11 protein-coding genes are annotated in these 13,014 nt (G+C 42.8%); 2 read left to right on the forward strand and 9 right to left on the reverse strand.

All coding sequences use genetic code 11. The annotated features are described in order from the left end of the window. Positions 1-57 precede the first annotated feature (57 nt). Entirely contained in the window at positions 58-879 is an 822-nt protein-coding gene (locus tag I4Q58_RS14440) for an MBL fold metallo-hydrolase (RefSeq protein ID WP_203296611.1), read from the forward strand. A gap of 1 nt (position 880) precedes the next feature. On the opposite strand, the gene I4Q58_RS14445 is transcribed toward I4Q58_RS14440, so the two are convergent. The 4 genes from I4Q58_RS14445 to I4Q58_RS14460 all read right to left on the reverse strand — a co-directional run bounded on the left by I4Q58_RS14445 (position 881) and on the right by I4Q58_RS14460 (position 5,371). Then, positions 881-2,905: a S9 family peptidase gene (locus I4Q58_RS14445; protein ID WP_203296612.1), complete on the reverse strand. Its 2,025-nt coding sequence runs from the start codon at positions 2,903-2,905 to the stop codon at positions 881-883. Between the two features lie 100 nt (positions 2,906-3,005). Continuing rightward, positions 3,006-4,697: an energy-dependent translational throttle protein EttA gene (gene ettA / locus I4Q58_RS14450; protein ID WP_203296613.1), complete on the reverse strand. Its 1,692-nt coding sequence runs from the start codon at positions 4,695-4,697 to the stop codon at positions 3,006-3,008. Between the two features lie 22 nt (positions 4,698-4,719). Beyond that, positions 4,720-5,193, reverse strand: coding sequence for a DinB family protein (locus I4Q58_RS14455; protein ID WP_203296614.1), 474 nt, complete (start codon positions 5,191-5,193; stop codon positions 4,720-4,722). A gap of 1 nt (position 5,194) precedes the next feature. Further along, on the reverse strand, positions 5,195-5,371 hold the full coding sequence (locus tag I4Q58_RS14460) for a CAL67264 family membrane protein (protein WP_236002951.1): 177 nt from the start codon (positions 5,369-5,371) through the stop codon (positions 5,195-5,197). A gap of 225 nt (positions 5,372-5,596) precedes the next feature. Here I4Q58_RS14460 and I4Q58_RS14465 point away from each other — a divergent pair, with 225 nt between their 5' ends. Continuing rightward, positions 5,597-7,225, forward strand: a complete 1,629-nt coding sequence (locus I4Q58_RS14465) for an acyl-CoA carboxylase subunit beta (RefSeq protein ID WP_203296615.1) — start codon at positions 5,597-5,599, stop codon at positions 7,223-7,225. Between the two features lie 81 nt (positions 7,226-7,306). Here the strand turns inward: I4Q58_RS14465 and I4Q58_RS14470 are convergent, their stop codons facing one another. The 5 genes from I4Q58_RS14470 to I4Q58_RS14490 form a co-directional block, all read right to left on the reverse strand. After that, positions 7,307-9,139 carry a vWA domain-containing protein gene (locus I4Q58_RS14470; RefSeq protein WP_203296616.1) on the reverse strand — a complete coding sequence of 611 codons (1,833 nt, stop codon included), beginning with the start codon at positions 9,137-9,139 and terminating at the stop codon, positions 7,307-7,309. A gap of 93 nt (positions 9,140-9,232) precedes the next feature. Next, entirely contained in the window at positions 9,233-10,312 is a 1,080-nt protein-coding gene (locus I4Q58_RS14475; protein WP_203296617.1) for an AMP-binding protein, read from the reverse strand. Position 10,313: 1 nt separating this feature from the next. Further along, a complete protein-coding gene (locus I4Q58_RS14480) occupies positions 10,314-11,270 on the reverse strand; it encodes a CPBP family intramembrane glutamic endopeptidase (RefSeq protein WP_203296618.1) in 957 nt (318 codons plus the stop codon). 3 nt (positions 11,271-11,273) lie between these two features. Further along, positions 11,274-12,326 (reverse strand): o-succinylbenzoate synthase, encoded by a 1,053-nt coding sequence (locus tag I4Q58_RS14485; protein WP_203296619.1) that lies wholly within the window; start codon positions 12,324-12,326, stop codon positions 11,274-11,276. Continuing rightward, the gene (locus I4Q58_RS14490) at positions 12,327-13,007 is read right to left on the reverse strand and encodes a metal-dependent hydrolase (protein ID WP_203296620.1); all 681 of its coding nucleotides are present in this window, start codon (positions 13,005-13,007) and stop codon (positions 12,327-12,329) included. Positions 13,008-13,014 lie beyond the last annotated feature (7 nt).

Raw genomic sequence — 13,014 nt, forward strand, 5'->3', positions numbered from 1 at the left:
TGTAAAACAACAGAATAGCTAGTGGTTTTTCTAGTATTTTCGTAGAAAATACTAGCTATGAAATATATTTTACCAGTTTTCCTGTTTTCCCTATTGCTAATTTCTTGCAATGAAACAAAGAAAGAATCGCAAGAAACCGATGCATCCGAAGAGACAAAAATTGTGCAGACTTCAACTCAGGATGAAGAAAAGGAAATGGAGCAGAACGTACAGATAACGCCCATTTCCCATGCTACGATGGTCATCGACTGGGATAATACTATCATTTACGTAGATCCCGTTGGAGGGACAAAAGCCTTTGCAAATCAACCTACCCCGACTATTGTGTTACTGACTGATATTCACGGCGATCATTTAAACGTAGAAACCCTAGAAGCAATCAACAAGGATGGCATTACTTATATCGCTCCACAAGCGGTGATGGACAAATTGCCTAAATCCTTAGCTGCTCAAACTGAAGTGATGAATAACGATGAAGCTAAACTTTTACAAGGTTTTAGCATCGATGCGATTCCAATGTACAATTTACGCGAAGAAGCAAAGGATTTCCATGTGAAGGGAAGAGGTAACGGTTATGTGCTTGAGAAGGACGGTCATCGTGTATACATTTCTGGCGATACGGAAGACATCCCAGAAATGCGAAGTTTGACCAATATCAATGAAGCCTTTGTCTGTATGAACCTACCTTATACCATGACAGTTGAAAGTGCCGCCGATGCGGTGTTAGACTTCGAGCCGGATGTGGTATACCCATATCACTATAGAGGAAAAGATGGCCTTAGCGATATCGATAAATTCAAATCGATCGTAACCACCGCAAACAAAAACATTGAAGTAAAGCAACTCAACTGGTATCCAAACCAGGATTCAAAGAAGTAATTTACTTCCGATATTTTTCAAACCATGCCAAGGTATGTGCTACCTTGGTGATCAAATTACTGGGGCGTGCCGCAATTCCGTGGGACGCCTCCGGTATTTCTACCAGAACCGTTTCAATCTTTCGAAGCTTTAAGGCATGGTAATACTGCTTGGCTTCACTCGGCGGTGTTCGTAAATCGTTCATTCCCACCATTACCATCGTGGGTGTTTCAACATTGCCTACCAGCGACAATGGTGAAAATTTCCAATACGTTTCGAATTCTTCCCAAGGCTGACCTGGATAGCGGGAGTTCGCGTACCCATAATAATTATCGGCAACCAAAGTCTTGCTAATCCAGTTGATAACGGGTTTCGCTACCACGGCAGCTTCAAAACGGTTGTTCTTTCCAATCATCCATGCGGTCATAATGCCTCCGGCACTTCCACCGGTCACGAACAGTTTATCTTCATGGGCAATTCCCTTTTGTATAAGATGGTCCACACCATCCATGACATCGTTGTAATCTTCACCGGGATAATTATGATATAAAAGGTTGCCAAATGCTTCACCATAACTTGTGCTTCCCCTAGGATTCGGGTAAAATACGATATAACCATTGGCTGCATAAAGTTGAATTTCTGTTGAAAAATGAGGCCCATAATTCAGAATTGGACCACCATGATTCTCTACCAACAACGGATACTCCTTTGCTTCCGAATAATTCGGTGGATAAACCACCCATCCCTGAATATCGCGATTATCGAAGGTCGATTTGTACCATACTTCTTCAACCTTTCCTAATTTCCGATAGCCCAACACATCTTCATTTAAAGATGTCAGTACCTCAGCAGCACCACCCTTTTCAACCACTGCCACTTCCGCGGGGCGATCAGTTCTAGAAATGGTATAGGCAATTACATCATCATCCGAAAGACTATAATTTCCGCTGGCATACGGACGTCCCAGTGTGGTGCCGCCAACATTTGAAACGATATCGGTTACCTTTCCACTCAAATTGATATGCGCTAACTTCGTCAGTCCTTTATCGTTATACATAAAGTACAGTCCTTTCCCTTTTTCATCCCATGAAATATTACCAATACTTCTATCGAGTCCTGTTGAAACAGAACGCCTATTGCTACCATTCTTATCCATCAGCTGAAGCTGGGTAACCTGGTACGCCTGACGCTTGTCTTCATACCCTAAAAAGGCGATAGTTGAACCATCAGGTGAAACGATCGGGCTATAATCGGGTCCATCGCGGTCTGTTAACTGTTGAATACCTCCCGTTGAAACGGAAACCGAATACACTTCACTGTTTCTGAAGTCGTATTCCCAATCCTCATTTCTATTTCCTGAAAAATAAATCATATTCCCATCCGGGCTCCATGACAGCGAACCACCATGGTTGAAATCGCCGGAGGTAACCTGTCTTGCAGTCCGACCCAGCGCTGGAATCGTAAAAATATGTGTGAACCCTGGGTTTAAGTATCCGCGACCATCGGCTTCGTGCTTCAACCGGTCGGTAATCCTCGGTTTATCGGCCCAATCGGCTCCCTTTGGTTTCTGCGGCATTTTGGCAATAACGGGTGCTTCGCTGTCTACTTTCATGGTGAAAGCGATGTGCGACCCGTCTGGCGACCATTCCAAGTTTGAAGGGCTGTTCTCTAATTGCGTCAACTTGGCTAGCGCTCCTGTTTCCGTCCAATAAAGATATATTTCACTTCCATTTTCACTACTACTCACAAAAGCGATACGATCGCCGGAAGGTGACCAGCGCGCCTGACTTTCGCTTCCGTCCCTTGCCGTCATTTTATGGTGAATGGAAGGATCTTCGATACTGATAATCCATAGACTTCCTTCACTCCTGTCCTTCATAACATCGAAGCCCATCCTTCTATAGACGATGTATTCGCTATCGGGTGAAATTTGTGGATCGTTGGCATATTCCAATTGAAAAACATCTAAATAGTCGAAGTTTCTTTGTTGGCTATAAACAGTTGATGTACTGATTAGGATTGTGAAAAAGAGTAACAGTCGATTCATAATGGTAAGGATTGAAGCTTAAAGATACCCAATTCTGAAGTGTTCGGAAACAAAAAAGCCGAAGCGATTGCTTCGGCCTATTAACTATTGTTTCAAAAAACTAGCGTACCAGTTTCTTGTATTTGATTCGTTTCGGCATAACATCGCCACCCAAACGTTTCTTTTTGTTCTCTTCATAATCGCTAAAACCGCCTTCGAAGTAATATACTTGACTATTTCCTTCAAAAGCCAGGATATGGGTACAGATTCTATCAAGGAACCAACGGTCGTGACTAATCACTACCGCACAACCCGCGAAATTCTCCAATCCTTCTTCAAGGGCACGAAGTGTGTTTACATCCAAGTCGTTTGTCGGCTCATCCAACAGCAAGACGTTTCCTTCTTCCTTTAAAGTCATAGCCAAATGTAACCGGTTTCGTTCTCCACCCGAGAGTTTCGAAACCTTTTTGTTCTGTTCACTACCGCTGAAGTTGAAACGGCTTAGATACGCACGACTGTTCACTTGCTTTCCGCCCATCATAACCAATTCCTGACCGTCGCTGAAGTTTTCCCAAATTGTTTTTTCAGGATCGATATTCGAATGGCTCTGATCTACATAGGCGATTTTTGCGGTGTCCCCTACTTCGAACGAACCTTTATCGGGTTCTATTTCATCCATGATCATTTTGAAAATGGTAGTTTTTCCCGCTCCGTTTGGACCGATAATCCCAACAATTCCGGCTTGCGGTAATTTAAAGTTCAGGTCTTCATACAACAGCTTATCGCCAAAGGCTTTTGAAACACCTTTCGCATCGATGACATTTGTTCCAAGACGTGGACCGTTAGGAATATAAATTTCTAGCTTTTCATCCAGTTGCTTTTGGTCTTGGCTTAATAATTTATCGTAGTTGTTCAGACGTGCTTTTTGCTTTGCCTGACGCCCTTTCGGTGCCATACGGACCCATTCCAATTCGCGCTCCAAGGTTTTTTGTCGCTTACTGGCCTGTTTCTGCTCTTGCTCCATACGCTTCGACTTCTGCTCTAACCAAGACGAATAGTTTCCTTTCCATGGAATTCCTTCCCCGCGGTCCAGTTCCAAGATCCATCCAGCTACGTTGTCTAAGAAATAGCGGTCGTGCGTAACGGCGATTACTGTTCCTTTATACTGTGCCAAGTGATGTTCCAACCAATGAACGCTCTCTGCATCCAAGTGGTTGGTTGGCTCGTCCAATAGCAACACATCCGGTTCCTGAAGCAACAGGCGGCAAAGTGCTACGCGACGACGTTCCCCGCCAGAAAGCACCCCGATTTTTTTATCGGCTTCAGGCGTTCGCAACGCGTCCATTGCGATTTCCAGTTTGGTATCGAGTTCCCAAGCATTGGTGGCATCGATTTTATCCTGAAGCTTTGCTTGTTTGTCCATTAACTCTTGCATCTTATCAGGATTTTCATAGACTTCAGGCAGGCCAAAACTGTCATTAATCTTGTTGTATTCATCCAGGATATCGACAACTTCCTTGACGCCTTCCTTCACCACTTCAATAACGGTTTTCTCATCATCCAACTCAGGTTCCTGTTCCAGATAACCCACGGTGTATCCAGGCGAAAAGACCACATCACCTTGATAGTTTTTATCGACTCCAGCGATGATCTTGAGCAAGGTAGACTTTCCGCTACCGTTCAACCCAAGAATTCCAATTTTTGCGCCATAGAAGAAACTCAGATAGATGTTCTTCAACACAGGGGTTTGCGCGCTGGGGAAGGTTTTGGTAACCCCAGACATGGAGAAAATCACTTTTTTATCGTCTGCCATATACTTTGAAAATTAAATCGGTTTAGTTATGAACGCCTAACAATCGGAGTAACACCAATAATTGTCCCGAATGATAGGCTGTATGTTCTAGTATTAATAAGGTTTCACGAAGATAGGAATGTTTATCGCTATGCTTCACATTGCTTAAAAGATCTTTTTCCCCATCCTTCAACATGGCTTCAAAAGCATCGCGATCATCAAAATAAGATTTCTTTAAATCGAACCACTCTTTTTCGGTAACGGTATTCGTTTCCGGCCAATAATCGTCAGGCCAATTTGGAAGCGTGTAGGTTTCACCATTACAATAGTCAAGAATATCTTTTTGTGTGAAGGTGATATGATAGAGTAGTTCATATACGGAATAGGGTAATTCGGCGGGGCGCACCGTTATTTTTTCAAAAGGGACTTCCTCAAGCATATCCTTTAACAGCAAAAAGGCCATTCCGCCTTGCAGGTGTTTTGATAATTGCGTCTTTATTTCAGCATCACGTTTCATATTATACTCGTCCCTTTAGGGCATTAAAAACCCATGCAATGGCAAAAAATCCAATGCCAACCGAGGCAAACCCCCAGCCCGCAACATCATCGTACCTAAAAGCACCCATAGCAATTAAGGCACAACCAACAATTATCATTATAAAAGTCGCCCAAGCGAGCACCGTGTTCTTATTCATCATAAAATTTCGTTTTCGTTTTAAACAAATCCTCCCGACCTCATCATCTTCTTCTGGCGAAGGAATAGCGTACAAATATCGGTATTTTGTATGTTTTTCTCTCTTTAAGAAAGGTTAATCACTTCCTAAAACAGCGGTATTCCGAATGAAATTTCCTCAGAATTGCGAAAACTGCGAGAAAAGCTTTTCAGCATTTCGTATTTTTGAGAAAATTTCAAGTTTTCTATGGATATAAAATTCAACAAGAACGAAGATCATAACAAGCTGCTTGTTTCCGAATTGAAGAAACGCCTTGCAAAAGTGAAACTGGGTGGCGGCGAAAAGCGCATTGAAAAACATCATAAAAAAGGAAAGATGACCGCGCGAGAGCGTATCGATTACCTTTTGGACGACAAATCCAAAAGTATTGAAATCGGTGCCTTTGCGGGTGATGGTATGTATGAAGAACACGGCGGTGCCCCAAGTGGTGGAGTGGTCGTGAAAATCGGATATGTGAAAGGTCGACAATGTATCGTGGTAGCGAACGACGCTACGGTAAAGGCTGGCGCCTGGTTTCCGATAACCGCTAAAAAGAATCTTCGTGCCCAAGAAATTTCCATAGAAAACAACCTGCCAATCATTTATTTAGTAGACAGCGCGGGTGTTTATTTGCCGATGCAGGATGAAATCTTTCCAGATAAGGAGCACTTCGGAAGAATTTTCAGAAACAATGCCGTTATGAGCAGTAAGGGAATCACACAAATTGCTGCCGTTATGGGAAGCTGTGTTGCTGGTGGTGCGTATTTACCCATTATGAGTGACGAAGCACTAATCGTTGAAAAAACGGGAAGCATCTTTCTGGCGGGCAGCTATTTGGTAAAGGCTGCCATAGGGGAAAGCGTAGATAATGAAACCTTGGGTGGTGCTACGACCCATTCTGAAATTAGTGGGGTAACCGATTATAAGGCGAAAGATGATAAGGATGCGCTGGATACAATTAAGAAAATAGTTTCCAAAATGGGTGCAGCGGAATCGGCTGGATTTAGTCGTGAAAAAGCCGTAAAACCGAAGGAAAAAGAAGATGAAATTTTCGGTCATTTACCGAAGTCACGAGCCGATCAGTATGACATGTTGGAAATCATCCACCGCTTGGTCGATGATTCCGAGTTTACCCAATATAAGGAAGGCTATGGCCAAACCATCTTAACTGGATATGCACGAATCGATGGTTGGGCGGTTGGTATCGTTGCGAATCAACGCAAAATTGTGAAAACCAAAAAAGGGGAAATGCAATTTGGAGGCGTTATCTATAGCGACAGTGCCGATAAAGCGACACGCTTTATTGCGAATTGCAACCAGAAGAAAATTCCGTTAGTGTTTTTACAAGACGTCACTGGCTTTATGGTGGGTAGCAAAAGTGAACACGGAGGGATTATTAAGGACGGTGCCAAGATGGTAAACGCTGTTAGTAATAGTGTCGTGCCGAAGTTTACAATCGTAATTGGAAACAGCTATGGTGCTGGAAATTATGCAATGTGTGGAAAAGCATACGATCCACGAATAATTGCGGCTTGGCCAAGTGCTGAACTAGCGGTGATGAGTGGAAACAGTGCTGCGAAGGTGCTGCTTCAGATTGAGACCGCATCCCTAAAAAAAGAAGGAAAGGAAATTACGCCTGAAGTTGAAAAGGAACTCTACGATAAAATCAAGGCACGCTATGATGAACAGATTTCCCCTTATTATGCCGCAGCCCGTTTGTGGACAGATGCCGTAATCGATCCGCTGGATACCAGAAAATGGATCAGCATGGGGATCGAAGCAGCCGATCAGGCGCCGCTTGAGAAAAAATTTAACATGGGAGTTTTACAGGTATAAAAAAGAGGACGGCATGCCGTCCTCCTTTCACCAACAAACCCTGCCTTTGCCAACATCAAAGGCATGCTCGTCTCCCAACAATCATCGGGTTTGCGAATAGCTTTTTACCAAGCGGATAAATTCGGCTCGGTAGCCCTCTTTGTCGGTACCGCGACCGGCTTCCGCCAAATCGACCACCGTTTGGGCGTTTTTATCGGAAATAAATTCTGAATCCCGTAGCTGCTGTCCGAACAAGGCAACCGCCGCTGAAAACTGAAAATCCTCAGAGGTTTTTTCAATATTCCGATTCGTATCCCGAAGTGTTTTTACGATTAGTTTGCTAACATCACCATCCGGTTCTTTGTAACGGAACTTTACAGTGAGTAATTCATTACTTCCATTATTAGATTGTACGTTGGTATACTTCAACCCATCGATTTTCTTCAAATACTTGCTCTTCACCCCTACTGGAATGATTTCATATAAAGCGGTAACCGTATGACCGCTGCCCAATTCACCTGCATCCTTGGTATCGTCGTTAAAATCTTCATCGTTCAACAATCTGTTTTCATACCCGATTAAACGATAGGCGGCTACTTTTGCGGGATTGAATTCCACTTGTAATTTCACATCTTTCGCAATCGTATAAATCGTTCCGAAGAATTCGGTTCCCAGTACTTTCTTTGCTTCCTGCATGGTGTCGATATAGGCATGGTTACCATTTCCTTTATCGGCTAAGGTCTCCATCTTGGAGTCTTTATAATTTCCCATTCCGAAGCCTAAACACGTAAGGAACACACCGCTTTTTCGCTTTTCTTCAATCATCGTTTCCATCGCGCGGTCGCTAGCAGCACCTACGTTGAAATCGCCATCGGTTGCCAAGATTACACGATTGTTTCCGTTTTTGATGAATTGTTCTTCCGCTACTTTATAAGCCAGCTGAATGCCAGCACCGCCAGCAGTAGAACCACCGGCACTAAGATTGTTTACTGCGTTCATAATCTTTTGCTTTTCGCTTCCCATGGTAGGAGAAAGTACCATTCCTGCAGCGCCTGCGTAGACTACGATGCTTACCTTATCTTCTTCCCGAAGTTGATCGACCAACACGCTGAAAGCGGATTTTAAAAGGCCTAATTTGTTTGGCGAATCCATTGAACCAGATACATCGATAAGAAATACTAGGTTACTGGCAGGGGTATTTTGGGTGGATATGTCTTTTCCTTTAAGTCCGATACGCACGAGTTTCGTATCCTTATTCCAAGGCGAAGTGGCCACATCTGTGGTGATGGAAAAAGGCTCGTTTTTTTTGGGCTGCGGATAATTATATGCGAAGTAATTGACCATCTCTTCAATCTTGACGGCATCTTCCGGAATCTGCTGACCGTGATTGATCATTCGGCGAATGTTGCTATAGCCTGCTTTATCGACATCGATTGAAAATGTGGATAACGGTGAAGTTTTTACATTCTTAAAATTGTTTTCCTCGATGCGGGCATAGGATTCGTTGTTTGAAACTCGATTTTGACTTTGTACATAAGAACCAGAACTAAAACTTGAAGCTCCTCTAATTCTTACCGTTTTAGTGGCATTACTCAGCCGACTCCTTTTCGCATCCTGGGCATAGCCTGTAATAACTACTTCCTCTAAAACTGCACCAGGCGCTAATTGTACATTTAGTGTTCCTTTTTTCTTAATTTTTCGTTCGGCAGTCTGGAATCCAACATAGGTAAAGACCAATATCTGTCCTATTTCACCTTTAATTTCATAATCGCCATCATAATCTGTTTGGGTGCCATTGGAAGTGCCCTTAACGAATACGTTTGCACCGGGTAATGGCATTCCGCTATCATCGGAAACAGTACCGTTTATAGTGACGGTTTGCGCGTGTGTTGTTAAAGTTAGCAGAAAAACTAGAAGTGTTGTTAGTGTCTTCATAACGAAAGGGTTTATGGTTATGAAGTAAATGTATTAGGAATGCCTAGTCTATGAAATGGTCAATGAGCGAACCGCCGTTTTCAGTGAGGGAAGTTATTTTTTATAGCGCTTAAGAATATCCCTAACCGCTCCTCTTTTTATTTTCCCGGTTTCGGTATAGGGAAAACGAGAGAGGCTTACTACTTTTTTGGGTCGCTCGTAGGGTTCCAACAATTTAAATGCTTCGGAATAGTCTGAAATTGTTTCCGCTTTCGATTCCACAACCATAATGACACGTTCACCAAGTGTTTCATGTGTTTCGGAAGTAATGATAAATGGGGTATCAATGGATTCCGAAAGCACTGCTTCAATCTTTTCAGGAAACAGTTTCACGCCACCACTATTAATAACGTTGTCCACTCTACCCAGCCAAGCAAAACTACTTTGTGAGTACAGCTCAACAATATCGTTAGTAACGACAATATCATCACAAATTTTAGGACAATGAATCACCAAACAGTCACGGTCATCCTGACGAAACGTAACATCGGGTAAGGCATGATAAGCTTCACTTCTTGCGGGTCCATTAATTCTTCTTGCTGCAATGTGGGTAATGGTTTCTGTCATTCCATAGGTGGCAAAGACTTCCGTATTGACTAATTGTAACCTTGCCTCCAATTCAACTGAAATAGGTCCACCGCCAACGATAAGCTTTTTTACCTTATTCAAATCGGGTAACGAATAGGCTACCTGATATGGCACCATAGCCACAAAGTCGTAATCATTATCGTATTGGGTTAAGGCATCTTTTTCTGGCGCTACCACATGCAATTGCCATCCCAAGACTAAGGCTCGAACCAACATCATTTTACCAGCAATATAATTGGCGGGTAAACAGAGTAAGGCCGAGGTATGCTCAGGTAATTTAAAATAGGAAGCAGTGGCCAACGCACTATTGGTCATTGCCGTTTTTGAATGTAAAATCTTCTTGGGTTTTCCAGTAGAACCCGAAGTCGTCACCGATATACTATCGGAATCATCTAACCAAGCTTCCAGAAATTGGCCGATGTGGGCTTCATATTCCTGCCCGTCTTCCTGAAGTTTGACCGCAAACTCCCGTAATTCTTCCGCCGACTCATACGCTAGGCCGTTAAATGTAAAGGAAGGGTGAAACGGATGTTGGGAGTTGGTCACGTTATTGTTCTTCTAGCGGAATCTGAGGTTGTGGTTCAGGCGGATGTACTTCGCCGAAAAGCTTTTCTTTCCAGCCACTCCACTTATATTTTTTTGCAAGGATAAGTAAGAATATTGGATACATAACCAATACAGGCAACAAAACATCGAAACCAGCGGTTGGATTGGAAACATCCTTCAAAATAGAGTTGGTTTGAAACACCGTCCAATCTGCCGTAACTAATAAAGCGGCAATTAAATTATTACCTGCGTGGAAACCTAATGCAAGTTCCATTCCCTCATCCATTAAGGTCATAATTCCCAATAGAAAACCAGTGCCAATATAGTAGACCATAATAATAGGTCCGAGTTTATCGACTTCAGGGTTGAAAAAATGAAGGCCACCAAAAATTACGGATGTCAACACCAAAGGAAGCCATCTGTTTTTAAACATGGTTCCAAACCCTTGCATTAAATAGCCTCGAAACAAATATTCTTCAAAACTAGTCTGAATGGGGATCATGATAATAGCAATGACTGCCAAAATCAGAAAAGGAACTAGATCGAATTGAACCACATAATCGTCTGGGTTTCCGTAATAATCGATAATTGTTAGCACTAGGGTTACTAAAACAATTAAAGAGAAGGAAAATAGTATTCGCCCCCAATCGGTTTTCTTTCGAGATGTCGTTACCGTTCGGAACGGTTGCCTATGTAGAAATCGCACTATGAAATAAAGCGCAACCATGCCTACTGCAAACGATAATAGCATTAAAAACAGCGTGAGGTTTGAATCCAAATAGGTTAGCATGGCACTTTCATCCTGCATCAATCCTTCATCGCCATTTGCCATCATTTTAATAAAAACTGCAGCCACAAGAGGGATAGCTCCTAATTGAGAGGCTATAAAAATAACAACGGCACCAACCAAATAGCGCCACCAATCGTGCAAATAGTTAAAAGCTTGTTTTATATACATTCTTTAGAATTCAGGGTTACTACAATCTATATTCCACGACCCATGAGTATCATAATGAAGCGATCCGTTACGAACTTTCAGCGGGGAATCGATATTATTGGTAAAGAGGCTCCCAGTGCCCAAACCTTGCGGCAAGGTACTATTTTTTGTGAAAGTATATTGCGCAATGGCATTTAATCCGATGTTGCTCTCTAACGCTGACGTTATCCACCATCCAATGCTATTTGAGGCCGCCATTCCAATCCATTCGTCGGATCTTTTAAAACCACCGACCAAACTCGGTTTTAAGATGATGTATTGTGGTTTAATGGTTTCCAAACATTTTTTTTTCTCTTTGGAAGTAAACAAACCGATTAATTCTTCATCTAAGGCAATTGGAAGCGGTGTTTCTTCACATAGTTTCGCCATTTCTTGCCACTGGCCTTGTTTGATGGGTTGTTCAATACTATGAAGCTCTAGTGCTGCCAACCGCTTTAGTTTTTCAAGGGCATTTTGGGGTGAAAAGGCTCCGTTGGCATCCACACGCAGTTCAATTTCATTAGCAGAAAACTCCTTCCGAATCGATTGCAGCAAGGAGAGCTCTGTTTCGAAGTCGATTGCCCCAATTTTCATCTTGATACAGGTGAAACCGTGCTTCAGTTTTTCAGCAATTTGCTCCCTCATAAACATCTTGTCGCCCATCCAAATAAGTCCGTTGATGGGAATTGCTTCGGTCCCATTGGTGAAGGCTGACGGATATAGTTCAAACGGTTCAGCACTCGTTAATGACCGGAACGCCATTTCAACCCCGATTTGTATGGAAGGCCATTCCACTAGCGCCTCGAATAGTTTTGCTTCACCCAACGCGATATTTTCACACACCCATTTCAATTTGGCTTCATACCCGGGATGATCATCGGCGCTAAGACCTCGTAATATACCACACTCTCCTATTCCGAAGCGATCATCGTCCTTCAAAAACAAAAACCAAGTTTCCTTGGTTTTCATTACGCCTCGGGAGGTACCGCTGGGGCGTTTAAATTGGAGTATATATTTCTGATACGTTGCTGTGACCATCTACAGTTCAATAGATTCGCCGATATCCAACAGCATCAAATCCTTATCGGCATCATAAAACTTGCGTTTTGCCTCTTCGTGGTCGATTTCAATATAGCCAAAGGTATCGTAATGAACCCCCAATACTTTATCGCACTGAATAAAATCGCAGGCTACGATGGCATCATCGACACCCATGGTGAAGTTATCACCTATCGGAAGAATGGCAAGATCCAATTTTGTGTGTATTGGAATCAGCTTCATATCCATCATTAATGCAGTATCGCCGGCGATGTAGATGTTTTTGTGTTCGCCTTCAATGACGAAACCACCCGGTTGACCGCCGTAACTTCCGTCGGGAAAAGAACTAGTGTGTATCGCGTTAACGTATTTCACCTTTCCAAAATCAAACTCCCAACTTCCGCCATGGTTCATCGGGTGGACATCGAAGCCTTTTTCTTCATAATGATTGGCAATTTCAAAATTGCTTACAATTGTTGCACCTGTGTTCTCAGCGATGGATTCCGCATCGAGAATATGATCCTGATGGGCATGCGTTAGGAGGATATAATCGGCTTTTAAATCTTTGATATTGACTTTATCTTTTGAAAGGTCGTTTCCTGTTATGAAAGGATCGACAATTAGATTTTTCCCACCTACTTCAATGGCGAGGCTATTTTGGCCGTAGAATGTAATTTTCATAGTGTTT

This window comes from Luteirhabdus pelagi (assembly GCF_016827595.1).
In the GTDB taxonomy this organism is placed as follows: Bacteria; Bacteroidota; Bacteroidia; order Flavobacteriales; family Flavobacteriaceae; genus Luteirhabdus; species Luteirhabdus pelagi.